Below are 20,323 nucleotides of genomic sequence, written 5' to 3'. Positions count from 1 at the left end.
GACCATCATCGATATTTGCGAGAGGACCCACCATGAACCGCATCCAGCTCGCCCTCAACGTCGACGACCTGCAGGCCTCGATCGCCTTCTACTCGGCAGTGTTCGACACCGAACCCGCGAAGGTGCGCCCCGGCTACGCCAACTTCGCCGTCACCGAGCCACCGCTCAAGCTCGTCCTCATCGAGCAGCCCGGGCGGGGCGGCAGTCTCAACCACCTGGGTGTCGAGGTCGGCGACGTCGACACGGTCGATGCAGAGCAGACGCGCCTCGCGCAGCGGGGTCTGGCAACGATCGACGAGCGCGGCACGACGTGCTGCTACGCCGAGCAGGACAAGTTCTGGGTCGAGGGCAGTCCCGACGGCGAGCGCTGGGAGGTCTACACGGTGCTTGGCGACAGCGCGAGCTCCAGGGCCTCTACCGACGCGCCCTCCTGTTGCGGCAGCGCGACCCCGGCCGAGGCCCTCCCGGCCGCGGTCGCGTGCTGCTAGCAAGGCAGCCCTGTTCGCTCGGGCCCGACCGTGGGTATCTGCGTCGGTACGGACGAGAACGCAGGAGGCCCAGTGTCGATCGAACCGAGTCGCGAGCCAGCATCCACCCACGTCGAGGAGCTCGTGCTCGTGCGACACGGCGAGAGCGTGGGCAACGTGGCGGACGCGGAGGCCCGACGGCGGGGCCTGGGTCGCCTCGAGCTCGAGACCCGTGACCCGGACACGCCGCTGTCGGAGCAGGGCAGACAACAGGCCGACGTGCTGGGCCGGACCATCGCCGGACTGGGTCCGAACGAGCAGCCGGAGGTGGTGCTCAGCTCGCCGTACGCCCGCGCCGCGGAGACGGCGCACGTGGTGACGCAGCGGCTCGAGCTGGGCGTCACGCTCGACGAACGGCTGCGCGAACGCGACCTCGGGGTGTTCGACGGGCTCACCGGGGCGGGCATCCGCGAGGCCTACCCCGAGGAGGCCGAGCGACGCGCACGGCTCGGCAAGTTCTACTACCGCCCTCCGGGCGGGGAGAGCTGGACCGACGTGGCCCTCAGGGTGCGGCACGTCCTCGTCGACCTGGCGTCGATGCACGCCGGTCGCCGCGTCTGGGTCTTCACCCACCAGGCCGTGATCATGAGCTTCCGGCTCGTGGTCGAGGGCCTCGACGAGAAGCGGCTGCTGGAGCTGGACCGGGACGAGCCGTTGGGGAACTGCTCCCTGACGCGCTACCGCCGCGACGCCGGAGGCGCACTCGAGCTCGTCTCCTTCGCCGACACCTCGCACCTCGCGGCCTCCGAGGCCGACGAGACGCACGAGTCGGCACGACCCGAGGCGGGGTGACGGGATGTCTCAGGACGCCCCACACGCCGTCGACATCGACCTGCTGCGAGGGTGGCCGCTGCCGTCGTCCGACGGTGACAAGACCGACCGGGGAACGGTGCTCGTCGTCGGCGGCTCGCGCCAGACCCCCGGGGCCGTCGTCCTCGCCGCCGAGTCGGCCCTACGGGTCGGGGCAGGCAAGGTGCAGGTCGCGACGGCAGCGGACGCGGCCCCCGCGTTGTCGGTGGCCGTGCCCGAGGCGTACGTCGAGGCGCTGCCCGTGCTCGGCTCGGGCGACCTCGCGGTGGCTGCGGCCGACCGCATCCTGCAGCTGGCCGAGGGCGTCGACGTGGTCCTGCTCGGACCCGGTCTCGGCGACCCCGAGTGCGCGAGGCTGCTCCTCGAGAGGGTGGTGCCGAGGCTCGACACCACCGTCGTCATCGACGCGCTGGGCACTGCGTACCTCACCGGCAACCTCGACGGCGTGCGACACCTCGAGGGCCGAGTCCTCTTGACACCCAACGCGACCGAGCTCGCCGAGACGCTTCAGGTGACCGAGGCCGAGGTCGCGGAGGACCCCGGGGACGCTGCCCGGAGGCTCGCCGACGCGACGTGTGCCGTCGTGCTCAGCGGGGCAGAGGTGTCGTGCGTCGTCACGCCGCTGGGCCGGTCGTGGCGCCACGAGGGCGGCTCGCCGGGTCTGGCCACCGCTGGTTCCGGCGACGTCAAGGCCGGCGTCGTCGCCGGCCTCATGGCCCGCGGCGCGCCACCCGAGCAGGCCGCCGTCTGGGGCACCTGGACACACGGGCGCGCGGGCGAGGTGCTCGACGAGGAGATGCCCGGATTCCTCGCACGAGACCTCTCGCAACGCATCCCGAAGGAGCTGGCCGCGGTGGAGCGGTCGTCGGCCGACACCTGAGCACGCGGGCCGAGAGACCTGGGCACGAGGTGCGAGGCGCATCCCGCCGGCCACAGCGACATGGGCCATCGATCCTCGGAACGGGACGTTCAGCGCGAGAGGACCCGGGACGGCACCCTGGCGCCCTACTCCTTCGTCCGGTGCCGGTCTGCGTCACGTCGAGGGAGCGGTGAGAACCTCCACCCCCTCCTCGGTGACGGCGATCGTGTGCTCGCTGTGGGCCGTGCGGCAGCCGGTGGCGCTGCGCAGCGTCCAACCGTCGGCGTCGCTGACGAGCTCGGCCGTGTCGGCCATCACCCAGGGCTCGAGGGCGAGGAGGAGCCCCGGGCGCAGGGTGTAGCCGCGACCCGGGCGACCGTTGTTGGGCACGTGCGGGTCCTGGTGCATCGTCGAGCCGACGCCGTGGCCTCCGAACTGGGTGTTGACGGCGTATCCCGCGCCCTCGAGCACCGTGCCGATGGCGTGGGAGAGGTCTCCGATGCGTGTGCCGGGCCCCGCGACGGCAATGGCCGCAGCCAGCGCACGCTCGGTGGCCTCGACCAGCGCGACGCTCTCCGGTGGCCGGGCATCGCCCACGACGAAGCTGATGGCCGAGTCGGCGACGACTCCGTCGAGCGACACCGCGAGGTCGAGCGAGAGCAGGTCGCCGTCGGCGAGGACGCGGTCGTGGGGGAGCCCGTGCAGCACGGCGTCGTTGACGGACGTGCAGATGTGGTGGCCGAACGGTCCTCGCCCGAAGGACGGCGCGTAGTCGACGTAGCAGGACTCGGCGCCGGCCTCGTCGATCATCGTCCTCGTCCACCGGTCAATGTCGAGCAGGTTCGTGCCCGGCACCGCTCGCGTGCGCATCGACTGCAGGATGTCGGCCACCAGGGCGCCGGTGGCCCGGGCGCGCGGCAGCGTGCCGGGATGGAGGATCTCGATCATGACGCGGCCTCTCTCGGCATCTGCCTCTCGACGTCGGAGACCCGACGTTCACGGGCTCAGGTCTAGCACGCCGGGGTGGGTGGTCCCAGACCTCCCGCGACAGCGCTCGGGATGGGCGCCGGGCGGCACGTCGAGGCCGTGGCAGGCGCCGAAGGCTCCGCCCGTCCCGGGGCGCCGGCCAGGTGAGCTCGTACAGCCAGGCCCGTCGACGGTCGCCGCCGCGACATGCGCGCGCCGCGCGTTCCGGCCGTTGCGCGCCGGAGGGGCCTGCCGCGGGCAGGCCCCTCCGGACGTCGATGCGGTCAGCCGGTCGCCGTGGCGGCCATCGCCGTCGCCTGACCGGCCAACGCGCGTGCTCGTGCGTCGGCCGCCCTGATCAGGGCCATGAGACGACTGCAGTCCTCCTGCAGCGCGCCGGGCTCTGTTGGGGCAGAACGCTGCTCGTCAGACTGTGCCGCTGTCTGCCGTTGCGACGTCGACGTGTCGAGCACGTGGTGCAGGCGGACGACCGCGGCCACCAGGTCACGCAGCCGGTCGTCCTGCTCCGAGGTCGCCGCAAGCAGCCGACGGAACACCGCCCGCAGCCGCGGACCCGGGTCGCAACCCAGCTCAGCCGCGAACACCGTGCGGCACGTCTCGTATTCGCGCACCGCATCCGCGTGCTCACCCCGGCGCTCCAACGTCTCCAGCAGCACCAGCCACGCCGACTCCAGCAGCCGGTCGCGCTCGATCGCGTCCCGCGCCCAGCCCTGCGCCCGGGACAGGTCACCGGCCTCCAAGGCTGCCCGCGCCCCATCCGCCAGCGCCCGCAGCACCCGCGCCTCGTGCGCCTGCACCGCCTCCTGCAGCCACGGAAGGTCCGCCTCGTCCGGCACCAGCGGCCGCGCCACCAACGCCAAGGCCCGGGCGTACACCGCGACCGCAGCCTGCGGCTCACCCGCCAGCTCCTGCGCCCGCGCCGTCAGCCGCGCGAACTCGATGACGTCGACCGACAGGCTCGACATGTCCCACCGGTAGCCGCCCGGAACGGTCACGATCGGCGCCACCCCCACGGCCGCGCCCTCGGTGCCCGGCGCTCCGGCGAGCCGCTTGCGCAGCAGGCTCACGTACGCCTCCAGCGTGCCCAGCGCCCCCGCCGGGGGCGTGTCGCCCCACAGGTACTCGATGATGCGACCCTTCGAGACCGGGTCGCCGCCCTCGAGCAGCAGCGCCAGCAACACGTGCCGCGCCTTCGCACCCCCCAGGTCCCTCGGACCCAACGCGCCCGGCCCGTGTCCCACCACGAGCCCGCCACACAACCGCACCATCGGTACGCCGACTACATCCTTCATGCTGATCCCCCCCATTGCTGATCCCCTTGCACACATGTTGCGGGAGCTCGCGCCGGCCCGAGGCGGAATGGGAGCGAAGGAGGACCCCTAGTTTTGGGCTCCTGTTTTCCATACGTAGTGGCGAATATCGTGCTAGCCCAACTGATTTCGTGATTCAAAGGCGTATGAACCGGGGCGATCCGGACACGCCACGAGCCCCCGCTGGCGCGGGGGCTCGTGGCGTGCTGTCTCGTGGCCGGGGGAGGCTCAGCCGTTCGAGACGGTGAACGGTGCGGTCTGGCCGCCCCGGTCCGACTTGGCGATGACGCGGCCCGGGTTGGTTCCCGGCGCGTTGGCCCGCATGCGGACCGTCCAGTCGCCGATGCCGGGCGGGGCCGCGGCGACGACCGCAGTCGCGGATCCGCTGATCTCCGTGCCGATCGAGCTGTCGGCGTTCACGCGGTACAGCCTGACCGTCGCGCCGACCTGGTCACCGGTGCCGACGACCTTGAAGTCACCCACCTTCCACTTCGCCGTGGAGATCGTGATGCGGTCGGTGGCGACCTGGGTCCTCACCGAGACGAGGGTCGTGTCGAGGCTCACCGCGCCGGCGTTGAGCGCCTTGACGGAGAACTGGTATGCCGTGTTGGCCGTGAGACCCGTGATCGTCTGGCGGGGAACCGTGGTCACCGGCGGCTGCGTCGCCAGTTTGGCACCTGCGCCGTTGTAGACGCTGACCTGCCACCCGGTCACCGTGGCGCCCGTGGGTGCGGGGTTCCACGTCAGGGCCACCGAGTTCTGAGTGGGCGTTCCGGCCAGACCGGTGGGAACCGGGGGTGCCACGGCCGTGACCGGGCTGAAGCTGCCCTCGAACACCGAGGAGATGTTGCCCACCTGGTCGAACGCGACGATGTGGAGCGTGACCGGAGCCGTCACCGGGATGGACGTGCCCGTGAGCAGCTGAGCGCTGTCCGAGGGCAGCCCGGCCGACACGACCGGCGAACCGTCGGTGGTGAAGAAGACCTGACCGTTGCTGGAGACGGAGACCGAGTTGGCCTGGACGGGAGCGGTCGGAATCCCACCCTGGGGCGTGACCGACAGGGTCGGGGCGACGGTGTCGGTGGCGCCCATCCGGAACGGGATGCTGAGCTTCGCGCCGGCCATCGACCGCACCTCGAAGCTGTACGTCTTGGTCGTGTCGAGACCCGTGAGCGTCGTCTGCGTCGCGCTGACGCCGAGTCGCACGCCAGAGGTGCTCTGCGCGCCTGTGGTCACGTCGGGAGCGGTGATCGCCTCGACGCTGTACCCGGTGACCGGGTCGGCCGTCGGGACGGCGGAGACCGCGGTCCACTTGACGAGCGCCGTCGCGCCCGTGCGCACAACCGAAGCCGTCCCGGCCGGGGCGGTCTGGTCTGCCGGGCCGGCGGGGCAACCGCCCATGCCTGGGCCCCCGGGCTCGCCGAACTCGGCGATGGTCAGGCCCTGGCGGTTGCCGTCAGCGTCCTGGACCTCCCAGTTCATGGCGCGCTCGCCGAGGTCGGCGGCGGCGGCGACGTCGGCGGCCTCCTGGGTGTCGAAGACGTAGGTGGCCCTGAAATGACCGGTCGAGGGGAACTGCAGCATCGAGCTGTATCCACCCTTGGGGGCCGGCGTGAGTGGCCCTGGCACGGCTCGGATGTCCCGCTTGCCGATGATGGGCACGAGGTCGGGCTGGATGATGCGCTGCTCGAGGAAGTCGCGGTTCACGACCGGCAGGGCACTGGTCGGGTCCTCGTTGAAGGTCCCGTCCACTGTGATCGTGGTGCCGTTCTGCACCATGTCGTGGGTGACGGTCGACGACGACGTCGTCGTGTCGTCGGAGGAGCCGTCAGGGAAGGTGATCGACACCTTGTCGCCCGCGATGATGTCGGGCGTGACGTTGAGGCCTGTCCCGTTGCCCCAGCACACGCCGCCCGGGTGGTTCACCTCGAAGGCGACATCGGTGCCGGAGACGAGTCCGGTCGCCGAGCCGACGACGCCCACACCGGGGCGGGTGACCTTGATGGTCGCCGTCTCGCCGGCGTGCTCGGCGTAACCCTCGATCGAGACGAAGTCGCGGTCGGGGAAGACCGCGATGTTGTTCGGGAACGTCGGCACGGCCGCAGAGGCCGAGCCGGCGAGGGCCAGGATCGGGCCGAAGGCCAGTCCCAGCGCGGCGGTTGCACCCACGGTTGCACGGACCCCCCGCCGGGCTGCCGTGGGCTTGGACGTTGATCGGGTTGGTCGCACTGTGATCCCCTCCTGCGAGCCATAGAGGAAGGGCCAGGTGCCCTCCTTCTCGAGCATCTACAAGATCGGCCGACCACCTTGTGCATTCCTTGGACACCCCAGGGCTCCGACCGATCCGTAGCGCTTCGCCGCAAAAGAGGGTTCGACGCAGGAATGTCCGTTCGGTATGGAATGAATGTCCTGGTTGAATCCCATTGAGGCACAGGAGAATTCGCATGGTTTGCGTGGTGGCGACGGTTCACGGCCGGCCACCGATAGGCAACCGGTGACCGGCCGTCAGGCCGAGCGAGGGGTCAGGCGGGGGATCAGGTGTGGTGATCAGGCGACGACGCCGAATCCGCCCGTCCACGAGATCTTCTCGCCGGCGGCGAGGCTGATCTGCAGGAAGCCGAGGGCCTCGAGCTCGCGGGCGCGGGCCAGCGAGCCGGCGTCGAGGGCCTTGAGGCCGCCGGCTGCGATCGCGCCGGCGAGCTCCGCCTTCGCGTCGGCGTCATCCCCCGCGAGGAGCACCGTCGTCGTGTTGGGGCCGGCCACGCCCGACGCCAGGGTGCCGGCGAAGGTCGTGTTGAAGGCCTTGACGACCTTGGACTCGGGCAGCAGCTTGCTGATCTCCGCCGCGGCCGAGCCGTCGGCGGGGACGACGAGCGAGTCGAATGTCTCGAAGTTCACCGGGTTGGTGATGTCGACGACCGTCTTGCCGGCGAGGCTGTCGCGACGCTCGGCGACGATCGAGGCGACGGCGGCGTAGGGGACCGCCAGTACGACGATGTCGCCGTTGACCGCGGTCGCGGCGTCACTCTGGCCGAGCAGCTGCACGGAGTGCCCGCCCTTGCCGAAGACTCCCGCGATGGCCTGACCCATGTTGCCGGTGCCGATGATGCTGATGCGTGCCACGTCGTCCTCCCATGAAAGCAGATAGTTAGTTGATGCTTCAATGAATATTGCAGACAGTGGTTGATGTGTCAACCAAGTGTGTGACGACGGGGTCGCCCTCCGGGCCGCGTGTGGCTGACAGGAGCACCCCCTGGGCGCGGCCCGCCTACGCTGAACCCATGTCGGAGGTGCGCCTTCAGGTGGAGCGGCCAGCCGCGTCCGAGGTGTCGGAGACGAGGCCGGTTGGTCGGCGCCGCCGCCGGCCGACCGCCTTCGCGACCGTCGCACTTGCCGTGGGCGCGGTGACGGCCTGGGGCCTGACCCATGGCGTGTCCGACGCTCGCTCGCCCGCCACCCCTGCGGTTCCCGGTGTCGTCACCGGTCTGGTGCCGCTCTGCCACGGCCCGGGCCCGGACACGAACCTCACGCCCACCCTCGTGGTCGTGGCGAGCCAGCATGGCCGCACCGCGGCGACGGTCAGGGTGCCCGCCACGTCGGCGGCACATGCGTACCGCCTGGCCCTCCCGCCGGGCACGTATGCCGTCCGGGCGGGTTCGTGGCCGAGCGCAGCCGTCACCGTCAGCTCGGGTGCAACGACCGTCGTCGACCTGCCCGGGGGCAGCTGCCTCTAGGTCGCCGGGGGTCGCACGTCCGAGAGCGTGGCGCCGCGCAGCTCATCAACCCCATTCGGCAGTGGATCCCGCACTCGCGGAGGAGGATCGGTGTGGGCCGGTGGCGACTCGCTGTCGGTCCGCCCCGACAAAGGAGTGGTCGTGTCGAAGTACATAGCTTTCTACAACACCACCAGCGCCATGAGGGACCAGATGGCGCAGACCCCCCCGAGCAGGCGGGGGAAGGCATGCAGGGCTGGATGGCCTGGGGCGAGCGGGTCGGGGACCGTCTCGTCGACATGGGCTCGCCGCTCGAGAACGACGGCGACGCCGACGTCCAGGTGTCCGGCTACTCGGTCATCGACGCTGACTCCAAGGAGCAGCTCGACGGCTTCCTCGAGGGACACCCGCACACGGCGGCGGGCGGGACGATCTCGACACAGCGGTTCATGGAGATCCCCGGGATGTGACGGGCCGGAGCCGCGGCCGAGGGCGGGTCAGGTCGCCCAGGGCCAGGTTGCCCGGGCGACCTGGCCGCCCTCGACCCTCACCGTCATGACGACAGGGCCGTCGGGCAGCGCCACCAGCTCGTGGTCGCCCTGCTCGACGGCCGGGTAGACGAGGGTGTATGTGAGGCCCTCCTTGCCCGGACGGCCCACCACCGCCACGTGGGGGTGGTGGGAGTGGGGTCCGTGGTGTGGCGCGCCGCCTCGTGTCGTGCCCGCAGGCCGGATCTCCACCTCGAGTCCCTCGGTGTCGGGCGGCATCCGGACGACGAGCGCTCCGACGTCGTCACCGATGTCGAGCAGGACCGGCCCCTGACCGGCATACGGGTTCTCGGCGGTGGGCATGTCAGGCGGCCGGGGTCCCCGGAGTGCTCTGGAAGCCGCCGGCCGGGTTCGGAAGGTACGGGAACGTGAGCAGCAGAGGGAGATTCGTGTTCAGGTGCCGTCCTGGAGCAGCGCGGCCGCAGCATCTGGGTGAACGCCGGGTCGACCAGCGGGATCGTCGCACCGGCAACCGCGCGCAGCTCGATGGCCACCACGTTGTCGGCGAGCCGGCGCCCGTTGGGGAAGCCGGCCGGGTCGCCAGCGACCAGCCCGATCGGGTTCGGACTGCTGCTCGGCGGGACGGCGAGGTTGAGCCGCAGCAGGTCCGCCTGCCTGGGGCCGGTGAAGTTCTGGAACCCGGGCACCACGCCGGCGGGGATGCCGGTGAGCAGGATCGCGAGCAGGTCGGCGCGCGCGGCCGTGTAGGCGGCGAGCCTCGGGAAGACGCCGGGGTAGAGCACGGGTAGCAGCCGCGCGAGCTCAGGATGGGCGACGTACTTGGCGAACTGGCTGTCGTCTGCCGGCGGGAGGGCGTTCCAGCGGTCCTTGTCGAACATGGGCGTGATGACCTCGTTGAAGAGGGGGTTGCCCAGTCTCGAGACCTGGCTGAACGGTCCGTGCCCGACGGCCCGGCCGAGGTCTGGGTCGAACAGCCTCGCCTTCTGCCGGCTGGCGGTGGCCCAGACGCCGATGACCGCGGACGGCTGCATCACGTCGGTGGGCACGTCGCCGAGCCGGCTGACGTCGGAGATCGGCACCTGGAGGGCGATGGTGTGCACGTTGAGGCCCTGCAGGCCGTTCACCCCGGGTGCGGCAGGGAGCGGGATGAGATGCAGGTTCTGGAACGGCCGCAGGGCCCCGAGGTCGAAGACGCTACCGAGGTCGACGAAGAAGGCGTCGCCCCGCTGGCCCGCGAACACCGTGCGGCCGCCGCGGATCGGGTGGACGGCAGCGTTCGTGAACGTCGCACCGTAGTTCGGGGTGCTGCGAGGTCCGATGTTGACCGGTGGGCAGGCCAGGCCCGAGGCGAGCAGCCGAGGCCTCCTGCCACGCGCGACGCGGGTCACCGAGTAGAACTGGGGCCGGTTCCAGTCGGGGTCGTCGATCGCGGTGAGCGGGCCGGTGTTGTAGAGGAAGGTCTCGTCGCTGAGAACCTTTGTGGTGAAACGGAACTCGTAGGTGACGTCGGGCTGGGCGTCGCCACGGCTGGCCACGTGGATGGCATACAGCACGTCGTCGCCGAACTCGTAGAAGTTCGGGCCGCCCTGCGGGTTCTGGAACGGGATGAAGTTCGCTGCGAGGGTGACCGGGCCGGGCCGGCCGGGACTGACGAAGGCGTAGACGTCGGTGTTGTCGGCGACGGGGTCCTTCGAGATCTCAGGGGTTTCGCGGTGCGACGACATCCTCATCGCCCCGCTGCCCGATTGAGCCTGCGCACCAGGTCGTGGTCGGTGACGACCACCTCCTCGTCGCCGGAGTAGAGCGCGACGGTGCCGACCTTCGCGTCGCGGACGTGGGCCACCAGCGGGACGTCCGCGCGCGTCGCGGTCGCGGTCGCGGGCGCGGTTGCGGGCGCGGTTGCCGGGCCGGCGACGGCAGTGACGGCTGCCCCTGCGCCGGCCACGGCGAGGAACGATCGACGGGAGGTCTGGGACATGGCTTCTCCTTCGCCAGGGATCGCAAGATCACGGGCGGGACCTGACCGGCGGACCGACCGGCGAGGTCGTGCCCAGCTCTCGTCGCTACGCCGACGCACCGGGCGCCGTGGTCCTTTCGGAGATTCCCGCGGCAGCACGCCGCGACCCGTTGACGGTGTCGCCGCGGCCGGAGGTCTGGCACCCTCGGGAGGGGTAGGTCCAGGCGGTCAGGGCCTGTGCGGCATACCCACACCAACCCACCAGGAGGACGCATGCCCACGTACGAGGTCGGCTACTTCGTCGGCAGCCTGTCATCGACGTCGCTCAACCGGACGCTAAGCCGCGCGCTCATCCGTCTCGCACCGAAGGACCTGAGCTTCACCGAGATCCCGATCGGCAACCTGCCGCTCTACAGCCCGGACTTCGACGCCGACTACCCCGCGGAGCCGCAAGCCCTCAAGGAGGCCATCGCCCGTTCGCAGGCCGTCCTCTTCGTCACCCCGGAGTACAACCGCTCGATCCCCGGCGCCCTGAAGAACGCCATCGACTGGGCCTCCCGCCCGTGGGGCCAGAACTCCTTCGACCACATCCCGGCCGCGGTCATCGGGGCTTCGCCGGGCCAGATCGGCACGGCGTTGGCGCAGCAGAGCCTGCGCGGTGTGCTCAGCTTCTGCAACGCCCGGCAGATGACGGCACCCGAGGCGTACGTGACCCTGCGGCCGGGCCTCATCACGGACGACGGCGAGGTGACCGACGAGTCGACCGCCGACTTCCTGTCGGGCTTCATGCAGGAGTTCCGGGACCACGTCGAGCGGGTCCTCACCGTGCTGCCGCGGCCCTGAGGGCTGCGGCCGAGAACGGCCTCCGTCGGCATTGCGCGGCTCGCCTGCCGGCCCGAGAATGGGTAGGCCGAGGGCGTCGTGGCGACGAGGAGGTCCGGTCATGACTGTTGAGCTGCACCCGCTCGATAGGGAGGCTCCGCTCCTGGAGTCGATGACGATCCGCGAGCTGATCGCGGAGCTCGTCCGGTTGCAGGACATGATCGACCGCGACGCGGCGTCGAACGGCTACCGCCCGATCCCGGGGCAGATGCACCGCCGGGCGGAGCTGCAGCGTCGCGAGCGCCGCATCACGCGCGAGCTCGACCGCCGGTATGCCGGCGGCCTCAGGTCCGTCGGCGCGTAGCCCGACGGGTGGGGCGCCGAGGCGTTGCCGCGGCGACCCGAGTGGAGAAGTGTGGGGCCATGATCTCCGCGCTGCGCAAGGGAAGAGTCGACGGGCTGCGCATCGTGGTGGCGTGCGCGCGTTCGCTCGACGACGTGCCCCACGACGTCTACCTGCTCGACCTCGTCCCCACCACCGAGGCCGTGGCGGGCAGTCGGTTCGACGAGGTGCCCTACCTCGAGTGCCTCGAGCCCGTGCTCGACTCGTCGGACGGGGCGCTGCCCTGGGTCGTCGAGGTAGCACGGGTGCATCGGGCCGACCGTGACGGGCTCGGGGAGGCCCGGCTGTCGGTGCTGCTCGGTGTCGGCAGCCCGCCGCCGGACGGCGCGCCCGCACCCGACCTGACCCCGGTGATGGCCGAGGCGTTCTCGAGGATGGTCGGCCGCTTCGCCCCGGACTCGCCCGTGCCCGACCGCGCCGATGCTCTCAGCGCTGCGACCTCGGCGGTCGCCCACGCCTACCTCGACGTCGACCCGCGCGCCCTCTCGCTCACCGACGAGGAGCACCATGCCGACGACGGCTGCTGGACGGTCGGGCTCGCGGTGCCCGGGGCGGCCCGCTTCCGCGTCCAGCTCGGGCTGGCCCCCGGGCTGCCGGCGTCGACGCACGTCCATCGCGTGCCGCAGGGGGAGGTCGTCGACTCCGTCGGCGTCTGATGTTCGCATAGCGAACGCTTGTGCAGAATGCGCACACACTGCTATTGTCGGGCCACGCAGACGAGGAGGTCGACATGAGCGAGACGGTCATCGAGCAGCTCGAGGCTCGTGAGGCAGTGCCCGACCGCGACAGCCAAGGAGCAGTGAGCGCCGAGATCGCGGCCGCGCACGCCGACGACGAGTCGCGGGGCGTCACGCGGGTCCAGCCGCGCCTCGACTTCCCGGCCTACCGCAGCGCCGGGCTGCGCCACCCGACGAAGGAGCCGCGGCACGCCGACCCGGAGGGCATCGAGCTCGTGGCGCCGGTCTTCGGTCACCGCGACGTCGACCCGCTCGAGGCCGACCTGACCATCCAGCGCGGCGGCGAGCCGATCGGTGAGCGCATCCGCATCGCCGGTCGGGTGCTCGACGGCGACGGGCGGCCGGTCCGCGGGCAGCTCGTCGAGGTCTGGCAGGCCAACGCGGCAGGCCGCTACATCCACAAGCGTGACCAGCACCCCGCGCCGGTGGACCCGAACTTCACCGGCGTGGGCCGCGCCCTCACCGGCGACGACGGCTCCTACTCGTTCGTGACGATCAAGCCCGGCCCCTACCCGTGGCGCAACCACCGCAACGCCTGGCGTCCCGCGCACGTGCACTTCTCGCTCTTCGGCACCGAGTTCACGCAGCGGCTCGTCACGCAGATGTACTTCCCCGGCGACCCGCTCTTCGCGCTCGACCCGATCTACCAGGCGATCACCAACCAGCCGGCGCGCGACCGGCTCGTCGCCGCCTACGACCACGACACGTCCGAGCACGAGTGGCTGCTCGGCTACCGCTGGGACATCGTGCTCACCGGCACCCACGCGACCCCGATGGAGGAGGGCGAGCATGCCTGACGCGCAGGCGAACCCGCAGTATGCGGCCGCGCCGGCCCTGGCGCCCACGCCCGGCCAGACGGTGGGGCCCTTCTACCACTACGCCCTGCCCTTCGCCGACGGCGAGCACCTCGTCCCCCCCGGCACGCCGGGTTCGGTGCGACTGCACGGCACCGTCACCGACGGCAACGGAGCCCCGGTGCCCGACGCGCTCCTCGAGATCTGGCAGCCCGACGCCGAGGGCCGGATCGTGCGAGTGCACGGCTCGCTGCGCCGCGACCTGGGTGTCTTCACCGGCTTCGGCCGCACCCAGACCTGGCGCGACGGCGGCTACTCCTTCATCACCGTCGAGCCGGGCGCCACATCAGAGGGAGCGGCGCCGTTCATCGCGATGACGGTCTTCGCCCGCGGCCTGCTCAACCGGCTGTTCACCCGCGTCTACCTCCCCGAGCCGGCGTCGGCGCTCGAGTCGGACACCCTGCTCTCGTCGCTCGACCCGGCCGAGCGTGCCACCCTCGTGGCCTCGCGAGAGAGCGACGGGTCGCTGCGCTTCGACGTGCGGCTGCAGGGCGACGGCGAGACCGTCTTCCTGCGCTACCCGAGGCACGAGGTGTGAGCGCCCTGCTCGAGCCGGGTGCGCCCCGCGCCGCCGGCCTCACCGACGACCGCGCCGTGCTCCAGGCCATGCTCGACGTCGAGGCGGCGTGGGTCCGCGTCCAGCGCCGTCTCGGTGTCGTCACCGACGCGGTCGTGGACGTCGTGGCCGCGGCGTGCGTCGCCGGTGAGCACGACGCCGAGCAGATCGGTGCCCAGGCCGAGGGTGGCGGCAACCCCGTCATCCCGATGCTCGCATCCTTGCGCGAACGCGTGCGGGTGCAGTCGGGCCCGAGGCACGACCACTCCGACGTCGTCGTCGGCGCCACCGACAGCGCCTCGAGCGATGCCGCAGCCGCGATCCACCGCGGCCTCACGAGCCAGGACGTCGTCGACACCGCAGTCATGCTGCTCGTCGCCCGGGCGGGCAAGGAGCTGTCGGAGCAGCTGCAGGGGGCCGCCGACGCCGCGGCGCGGCTCGCCGTCGAGCATCGCGACACCGTTCAGGTCGCCCGCACCCTCGGGCAGCCAGCGCTGCCGACGACCTTCGGGCTCAAGGCTGCCGGCTGGCTCGGTGCGCTCGACGACGTCATCGACGAGCTCGCCCGGGTCCGGCGGGCGCTGCCGGTCCAGTGCGGCGGTGCCGCGGGCACGCTCGCGGCCGTCGACGCCCTCGTTCCCGGCCGGTCCGCCCAGGCGGCGGCCCTGCTGGCCGACGAGCTCCGTCTCACCGACCCGGGACGCCCCTGGCACACCGACCGCGGCCCGATGACGAGAGTCGGCGACTGCCTCGTGCGCGCGGCCGACGCCATGGGCAAGGTGGCCACCGACGTGGTCACGCTCTCCCGAGCCGAGATCGCCGAGGTGCACGAGCCGTCCGGCGATGGTCGCGGGGGATCCTCGACCCTGCCCCAGAAGCGCAACCCCGTCCTGTCGGTGCTCGTCAGGGGCGTCGCCATCGAGGCGCCCCACCTCGGAGCCACGCTCCACAGCGCCGCCGGCCTCGCCGTCGACGAGCGACCCGACGGCGCCTGGCACGCCGAGTGGGGTGCGGTGCTGCGCCTGCTCCGCCGTGTCGTCGTCGCCGCCTCCCAGACCCGTGAGCTGCTCTCCGGACTCGAGGTCGACGCCGATGCCATGCGTCGCAACGTCGACGCGGTCGGGCCGGCACTCGTCGCCGAGAGGCTCCTTCGCGAGGTCGCGCGCCTGCCCGAGGGGGAGTCGGCCGTGACGGCCCTGCGACCGGCCCTCGTCGGCGGCGCGCGGGCGAAGCACCTCATCCCACTTCTGCGGGCCCACCTGCCCGAGCAGGTCCTGCCCGACGCCGCCATCGCCGACCTGCTCGACCCCACGCACTACCTCGGTGCCGCCGCCGACCTCGTCGACCGGGCCGTGGACCACCACCGGGGCCGCGGCGACACGCACGCCCATGTCAGCACCGACCGCGGGGGAGCCGCATGACCGTCCCGATCACCCTGACGCACCTGCGTCGGCCCGAGCAGCCGACCGGCCTCCTCGTCGTCGGGCCCTCGCTCGGCACGGCTGTGGCCCCGTTGTGGGCGGCCTGCGTCGGCGAGCTGCCGGCCGACCTGGCCGTCGTCGGCTGGGACCTCCCCGGCCACGGCGCCAGCGCACCGTACGACCACCCCTTCAGCGTGCAGGACCTCGCGACCGCCGTCGTCGAGGCGACCGAGGGCCTGCGCTCCGCCTCCGTCGCCCCGGTCGCGTATGCCGGTGTGTCCCTCGGTGGGGCCGTGTCGCTCGCGCTCGCGATCGGCCATGCCGACGCCTTCGAGGGCGTGGTCAGCATCGCCTCCGGCGCGAAGATCGGTGAGCCCGACGGCTGGCACGAGAGGGCCGACCTCGTCCGCCGGGCAGGCACGCCCGTGATGGTCGAGGGATCGGCCAGACGGTGGTTCGCGCCCGGCTTCATCGAGCGCGAGCCGGCCCGGGCGGCCCAGCTGCTCGCGTCGCTGCAGGACGCCGACAGCGCCAGCTACGCGCGGTGCTGCGAGGCCCTCGCCGCCTACGACGTGCGTGACGACCTCGGCCGCGTGGACGTTCCGGTCCTCGCCCTGGCCGGAGCGCTCGACGAGGTCGCACCGCCCGCCCTGGCCGAGCTCGTGGCGCACCGCTCGGGCGGCGCGTCCGAGGTCATTGCCGGCGTTGCGCACCTCCCACCTGCAGAGCAGCCGGCGGCCACCGCGCACGCGCTCACCGACTTCCTCCGGGGTCTCGTCCGGGGCCAGCTCGCGCAACGGGGTCGGTCATGAACGCCGACGACCGCGCCCGCACCGCAGGCCAGGCGCACGCCGAGGGCATGGTCGTGCGGCGCCAGGTGCTGTCCGACGCGCACGTCGACCGGGCGCAGGCCCGCACCTCGGCCTTCACCGAGCCCTTCCAGGACCTCATCACCCGCTACGCCTGGGGCGAGATCTGGACGCGACCCACACTCGACCGCCGCACGCGCAGCGCGATCACGCTGACCGCCCTCGTCGCCCGCGACCACTGGGACGAGTTCGCCCTGCACGTGCGTGCGGCCCGTCGCAACGGCCTCTCCGTCGACGAGATCCAGGAGGTGCTGCTGCAGGCCGCGATCTACCTCGGCGTCCCCGCGGCCAACCACGCCTTCGCGATCGCGGAGCACGAGCTGGCGCAGTACGAGCAGAGCGAAGCGGGGGCAGGCACCGACGCAGGCACCGACGCAGACACCGACGCAGACACCGACGCAGACATCGACCCAGCGACCCACATCGACACCGACCGCGAGCGCGGTCGAGGAGCAGGAGACCGGTGATGACCACCGCCGCATACGTCTACGACGCCGTCCGCACCCCGTTCGGGCGCTTCGGGGGGCAGCTCGCCGGCACCCGGCCCGACGACCTCGCCGCCCACGTCGTCAAGCAGCTCGTCAGCCGGGCGCCGGGCCTCGCCGACGGCGGTTTCGGCGAGCAGGTCGACGAGGTCGTCCTCGGCAACGCGAACGGCGCCGGCGAGGAGAACCGCAACGTCGCGCGCATGGCCACGCTCCTCGCCGGACTGCCGACGAGCATCCCCGGGTCGACCGTCAACCGGCTGTGCGGGTCGAGCCTCGACGCGGCGATGCTCGCCTCGCGCTCGATCGAGACCGGTGACTCCGACATCGTCATCAGCGGCGGCGTCGAGTCCATGAGCCGCGCACCCTGGGTGCTGCCGAAGACCGAGAAGCCCTACCCCGCAGGCGACCTGGCTCTCGCCTCGACCACGCTCGGCTGGCGGCTGGTCAACCCGGCCATGCCCGGCGAGTGGACCGTCTCCCTGGGTGAGGCGACCGAGCAGCTGCGTGAGAAGCACGGGGTCACGCGTGAGCGGCAGGACGCCTTCGCCGCCCGCTCGCACCGCCTGGCCGACCAGGCGTGGGCCGACGGGTGGTACGACGACCTCGTCGTACCGGTGCCCGGCGTCGAGCTGGCCCGCGACGAGTCGATCCGTCCCGACACCACCGAGGAACGCCTCGGCGGACTACGCACGTCGTTCCGCAAGGAGGGCGGTACGGTCACCGCCGGCAACGCCTCGCCGCTCAACGACGGTGCCTCCGCGGTGCTGCTCGGCAGCGAGGGCGCCCGCGACGAGATCGGCCTCGACCCGCTCGCCCGCGTCGCCGGGCGCGGCGCCAGCGCCCTCGAGCCCCAGTACTTCGGCTACGCGCCGGTCGAGGCCGCCAACGCCGCCCTCGCCCGAGCCGGTATCGGATGGGCCGACGTGTCGGCGGTCGAGCTCAACGAGGCGTTCGCCGCGCAGTCGCTCGCCTGCCTCGACGCGTGGCCGATCGACCCCGAGATCGTCAACCGGCACGGCGGGGCCATCGCCATCGGCCACCCGCTCGGGGCGTCCGGTGGCCGCATCCTCGGCACCCTGGCCCGCGACCTGCAGCGCACCGGCGGACGCTGGGGCGTGGCCTGCATCTGCATCGGCGTCGGGCAGGGCCTGGCGGTCGTGCTCGAGAACGTCAGCGCCGGCGTCATCTCCTGACCACCCGGCATACGCGAAAGCACTCGGACACAAGGAAACCCAGATGGTCATGATCACCCAGAGCGCGATCGACGCGGTCGCCGACATCCCCGACGGGGCGACGGTGCTCATCGGCGGCTTCGGTCCGGCCGGGCAGCCGGTCGAGCTCATCGAGGCCCTCGTCGAGAGCGGCACCCGAGACCTCACGGTCGTCAACAACAACGCCGGCAACGGCGACATCGGGCTCGCCGCGCTGATCGGCGCCGGACGCGTGCGCAAGGTCATCTGCTCCTTCCCCCGACAGCACGACAGCCACCAGTTCGACGCGAAGTACCGGGCGGGTGAGATCGAGCTCGAGCTCGTGCCCCAGGGCAACCTCGCCGAGCGCATCCGGGCCGCCGGGGCCGGCATCGGTGCCTTCTTCACGCCCACGGGCTACGGCACCCCTCTCGCCGAGGGCAAGGAGGTGCGCGAGATCGACGGCCGGCACTACGTGCTCGAGCTGCCGATCCGTGCCGACTACGCACTCGTCAAGGCGTATCGCGCCGACGGGGTCGGCAACCTCACCTACCGCAAGACGGCACGCAACTTCGGGCCCATCATGGCCACCGCTGCCACGACGACCATCGTCCAGGTCCACGAGGTCGTCCCGACAGGCGACATGGACCCCGAGGTCGTCGTCACGCCGGGCATCTTCGTCGACCGCGTCGTCGTCGTGCCGACTGCCTCGACCCCCCAGCCGGAGGAGGACCAGTGAGCTCGCTGCAGACCCCGTCGACGTTCACCGAGGGCCCGGCGAGGCTCGGCAAGACCGAGCTGGCTGCGCTCGTCGCCGCCGACATCCCCGACGGCGCCTTCGTCAACCTCGGCATCGGCCAGCCGACGCTGGTGTCCAACTACCTCGCTCCCGACAGCGGCGTCACCCTGCACACCGAGAACGGCATGCTCGGCATGGGCCCCGAGGCCCACGGCGACGAGGTCGACCCCGACCTCATCAACGCCGGCAAGATCCCGGTGACCGAGCTGCCCGGCGCCTCGTACTTCCACCACGCCGACTCGTTCGCCATGATGCGCGGCGGTCACCTCGACATCTGCGTCCTCGGCGCCTACCAGGTGTCGGCCCGTGGTGACCTCGCCAACTGGCACACGGGTGAGCCCGGCGCCATCCCGGCCGTCGGCGGCGCCATGGACCTCGCCATCGGCGCGAAGGACACCTTCGTCATGATGACGCTGCTGACGCGCGACGGGCGGAGCAAGCTCGTCGACGCGTGCACCTACCCCCTGACCGGCGTGGCCTGCGTGAGCCGCATCTACACCGACGTCGGCGTCTTCCTCGTCGACCGCGAGGGTGGAGACGGTAGCGTCCTGGTGCGCGAGACCCACGGGGTCACCTTCGAGGAGCTCGAGGCGCTCGTCGACGTGCCGCTGCGGCGCGCCTGAGCGTTCACGTGAATCGCGCTGTGACACAGTCGAGCCGGGAGGAGGCACATGTCCGAGCCAGCCGCCGGCGGTGAGATGGTGCGGTCGGTCGCCAAGACGCTCGACGTCATCCGCGCGTTCGACGCCGAGCACCGCGACCTCACCCTGAGCGACGTCGCCCGGCGCACCGGGCAGACGCGGGCCAGCGCGCGTCGCTTCCTGCTCTCGCTCGAGTCGCTCGGCTTCGTCCGCAGCGACGGACAGCTCTTCTCGCTGACCCCGCGCGTGCTCTCGCTCGGCCACGCGTTCCTCTCGTCGCTGCGACTGCCGGATGTTGCCGAGCCGCACCTGAAGAACCTCACGGCACAGCTGGGGGAGTCGACGTCGGCGTCGGTCTTCGACGGCGACGACATCGTCTACGTCGCGCGTGTGCAGGCGCGCCGCATCATGGCCGTCGAGATCCGCGTCGGCACGAGGTTCCCCGCGTACGCCACCTCGATGGGCCGCGCCATGCTGGCCTTCGCACCCCCTGTCGCCCTCGATGCCTACCTTCGGCGCGTGACCCTCGAGCCGCTCACGCCGCTCACGGTCACCGACCCGACGGTGCTGCGCGACGAGCTGGCCCGCATCCTCGAGCGTGGCTGGGCGGTGGTGGACCAGGAGCTCGAGATCGGTCTGCGCTCGCTCGCCGCGCCGGTCTTCAACCCCCGCGGCGAGGCGATCGCGGCCATCAACGTGTCGACGACGAGTGCCTCGTCCGGCAGGTTCGCCGACGAGGAGCTCGCGCGACTGCTCGTCGGCGCCGCCGGCGCGATCGGCGACGACCTCCGGCTGGCCCGGCCCGAGATGGCTGACGAGCCCCAGCGGTGGGGCTCTCCTCGCTCAGGTTCTGAGCAGGCCTGACCAGGGC

General features: G+C 71.9%; 23 protein-coding genes. 17 read left to right on the top strand and 6 right to left on the bottom strand.

The annotated features are described in order from the left end of the window. Positions 1–32: 32 nt before the first annotated feature. The 3 genes from ACFQ2V_RS03765 (at position 33) to ACFQ2V_RS03755 (ending at position 2,217) form a co-directional block, all read left to right on the top strand. Positions 33–488: an ArsI/CadI family heavy metal resistance metalloenzyme gene (locus tag ACFQ2V_RS03765; RefSeq protein ID WP_386050841.1), complete on the top strand. Its 456-nt coding sequence runs from the start codon at positions 33–35 to the stop codon at positions 486–488. Between the two features lie 72 nt (positions 489–560). Continuing rightward, the gene (locus tag ACFQ2V_RS03760; RefSeq protein ID WP_386050839.1) at positions 561–1,319 is read left to right on the top strand and encodes a histidine phosphatase family protein; all 759 of its coding nucleotides are present in this window, start codon (positions 561–563) and stop codon (positions 1,317–1,319) included. Positions 1,320–1,323: 4 nt separating this feature from the next. After that, positions 1,324–2,217 carry an NAD(P)H-hydrate dehydratase gene (locus tag ACFQ2V_RS03755; RefSeq protein WP_386050837.1) on the top strand — a complete coding sequence of 298 codons (894 nt, stop codon included), beginning with the start codon at positions 1,324–1,326 and terminating at the stop codon, positions 2,215–2,217. A gap of 153 nt (positions 2,218–2,370) precedes the next feature. Here the strand turns inward: ACFQ2V_RS03755 and map are convergent, their stop codons facing one another. The 4 genes from map to ACFQ2V_RS03735 all read right to left on the bottom strand — a co-directional run bounded on the left by map (position 2,371) and on the right by ACFQ2V_RS03735 (position 7,616). Next, positions 2,371–3,144 carry a type I methionyl aminopeptidase gene (map, locus tag ACFQ2V_RS03750; protein ID WP_386050835.1) on the bottom strand — a complete coding sequence of 258 codons (774 nt, stop codon included), beginning with the start codon at positions 3,142–3,144 and terminating at the stop codon, positions 2,371–2,373. Between the two features lie 302 nt (positions 3,145–3,446). Beyond that, on the bottom strand, positions 3,447–4,490 hold the full coding sequence (locus tag ACFQ2V_RS03745) for an AfsR/SARP family transcriptional regulator (protein ID WP_386050833.1): 1,044 nt from the start codon (positions 4,488–4,490) through the stop codon (positions 3,447–3,449). 231 nt (positions 4,491–4,721) lie between these two features. After that, positions 4,722–6,662 (bottom strand): fibronectin type III domain-containing protein, encoded by a 1,941-nt coding sequence (locus ACFQ2V_RS03740; protein WP_386050831.1) that lies wholly within the window; start codon positions 6,660–6,662, stop codon positions 4,722–4,724. Positions 6,663–7,040: 378 nt separating this feature from the next. Continuing rightward, positions 7,041–7,616 (bottom strand): NADPH-dependent F420 reductase, encoded by a 576-nt coding sequence (locus ACFQ2V_RS03735; RefSeq protein WP_386050829.1) that lies wholly within the window; start codon positions 7,614–7,616, stop codon positions 7,041–7,043. 158 nt (positions 7,617–7,774) lie between these two features. Here ACFQ2V_RS03735 and ACFQ2V_RS03730 point away from each other — a divergent pair, with 158 nt between their 5' ends. Together ACFQ2V_RS03730 and ACFQ2V_RS03725 are read left to right on the top strand one after the other, a co-directional pair. Then, positions 7,775–8,227: a hypothetical protein gene (locus ACFQ2V_RS03730; protein WP_386050827.1), complete on the top strand. Its 453-nt coding sequence runs from the start codon at positions 7,775–7,777 to the stop codon at positions 8,225–8,227. Positions 8,228–8,454: 227 nt separating this feature from the next. Continuing rightward, positions 8,455–8,676 carry a hypothetical protein gene (locus tag ACFQ2V_RS03725; protein WP_386050825.1) on the top strand — a complete coding sequence of 74 codons (222 nt, stop codon included), beginning with the start codon at positions 8,455–8,457 and terminating at the stop codon, positions 8,674–8,676. 83 nt (positions 8,677–8,759) lie between these two features. On the opposite strand, the gene ACFQ2V_RS03720 is transcribed toward ACFQ2V_RS03725, so the two are convergent. Both ACFQ2V_RS03720 and ACFQ2V_RS03715 read right to left on the bottom strand, forming a co-directional pair. Beyond that, positions 8,760–10,439, bottom strand: a complete 1,680-nt coding sequence (locus ACFQ2V_RS03720; protein WP_386050823.1) for a DUF4331 domain-containing protein — start codon at positions 10,437–10,439, stop codon at positions 8,760–8,762. Between the two features lie 2 nt (positions 10,440–10,441). Then, positions 10,442–10,693, bottom strand: coding sequence for a hypothetical protein (locus ACFQ2V_RS03715; RefSeq protein WP_386050821.1), 252 nt, complete (start codon positions 10,691–10,693; stop codon positions 10,442–10,444). A gap of 252 nt (positions 10,694–10,945) precedes the next feature. Here ACFQ2V_RS03715 and ACFQ2V_RS03710 point away from each other — a divergent pair, with 252 nt between their 5' ends. From ACFQ2V_RS03710 to ACFQ2V_RS03655, 12 genes are all read left to right on the top strand, one after another. Then, on the top strand, positions 10,946–11,515 hold the full coding sequence (locus ACFQ2V_RS03710) for an NADPH-dependent FMN reductase (RefSeq protein WP_386050812.1): 570 nt from the start codon (positions 10,946–10,948) through the stop codon (positions 11,513–11,515). A gap of 100 nt (positions 11,516–11,615) precedes the next feature. Continuing rightward, positions 11,616–11,858, top strand: coding sequence for a hypothetical protein (locus tag ACFQ2V_RS03705; RefSeq protein ID WP_386050803.1), 243 nt, complete (start codon positions 11,616–11,618; stop codon positions 11,856–11,858). Between the two features lie 59 nt (positions 11,859–11,917). After that, positions 11,918–12,553: a hypothetical protein gene (locus ACFQ2V_RS03700; RefSeq protein ID WP_386050801.1), complete on the top strand. Its 636-nt coding sequence runs from the start codon at positions 11,918–11,920 to the stop codon at positions 12,551–12,553. 74 nt (positions 12,554–12,627) lie between these two features. Next, the gene (gene pcaH / locus ACFQ2V_RS03695) at positions 12,628–13,431 is read left to right on the top strand and encodes a protocatechuate 3,4-dioxygenase subunit beta (RefSeq protein ID WP_386050799.1); all 804 of its coding nucleotides are present in this window, start codon (positions 12,628–12,630) and stop codon (positions 13,429–13,431) included. Continuing rightward, entirely contained in the window at positions 13,424–14,026 is a 603-nt protein-coding gene (pcaG, locus tag ACFQ2V_RS03690; protein WP_386050797.1) for a protocatechuate 3,4-dioxygenase subunit alpha, read from the top strand. The genes pcaH and pcaG overlap by 8 nt, the downstream gene beginning before the upstream one ends. Beyond that, positions 14,023–15,465, top strand: a complete 1,443-nt coding sequence (locus ACFQ2V_RS03685) for a lyase family protein (protein ID WP_386050796.1) — start codon at positions 14,023–14,025, stop codon at positions 15,463–15,465. Before pcaG ends, ACFQ2V_RS03685 begins: the two co-directional genes overlap by 4 nt. Continuing rightward, the gene (locus tag ACFQ2V_RS03680; protein WP_386050794.1) at positions 15,462–16,277 is read left to right on the top strand and encodes an alpha/beta fold hydrolase; all 816 of its coding nucleotides are present in this window, start codon (positions 15,462–15,464) and stop codon (positions 16,275–16,277) included. The genes ACFQ2V_RS03685 and ACFQ2V_RS03680 overlap by 4 nt, the downstream gene beginning before the upstream one ends. After that, the gene (pcaC, locus tag ACFQ2V_RS03675; protein ID WP_386050793.1) at positions 16,274–16,801 is read left to right on the top strand and encodes a 4-carboxymuconolactone decarboxylase; all 528 of its coding nucleotides are present in this window, start codon (positions 16,274–16,276) and stop codon (positions 16,799–16,801) included. Before ACFQ2V_RS03680 ends, pcaC begins: the two co-directional genes overlap by 4 nt. Continuing rightward, complete coding sequence (locus ACFQ2V_RS03670) at positions 16,801–18,015, top strand: thiolase family protein (protein WP_386050791.1); 1,215 nt, start codon at positions 16,801–16,803, stop codon at positions 18,013–18,015. Before pcaC ends, ACFQ2V_RS03670 begins: the two co-directional genes overlap by 1 nt. Positions 18,016–18,058: 43 nt before the next feature. Continuing rightward, on the top strand, positions 18,059–18,751 hold the full coding sequence (locus ACFQ2V_RS03665) for a 3-oxoacid CoA-transferase subunit A (RefSeq protein WP_386050789.1): 693 nt from the start codon (positions 18,059–18,061) through the stop codon (positions 18,749–18,751). 5 nt (positions 18,752–18,756) lie between these two features. Continuing rightward, complete coding sequence (locus ACFQ2V_RS03660; RefSeq protein WP_386051047.1) at positions 18,757–19,434, top strand: 3-oxoacid CoA-transferase subunit B; 678 nt, start codon at positions 18,757–18,759, stop codon at positions 19,432–19,434. Positions 19,435–19,482: 48 nt separating this feature from the next. Next, a complete protein-coding gene (locus ACFQ2V_RS03655; protein WP_386050787.1) occupies positions 19,483–20,316 on the top strand; it encodes an IclR family transcriptional regulator domain-containing protein in 834 nt (277 codons plus the stop codon). The last annotated feature ends 7 nt before the right edge of the window (positions 20,317–20,323 follow it).

Source organism: Terrabacter terrigena (assembly GCF_042676085.1).
Lineage (GTDB): Bacteria > Actinomycetota > Actinomycetes > Actinomycetales > Dermatophilaceae > Terrabacter > Terrabacter terrigena.
Note: the sequence above shows the minus strand (reverse complement) of the source record. Positions and strands in the feature narration are given on the sequence as shown.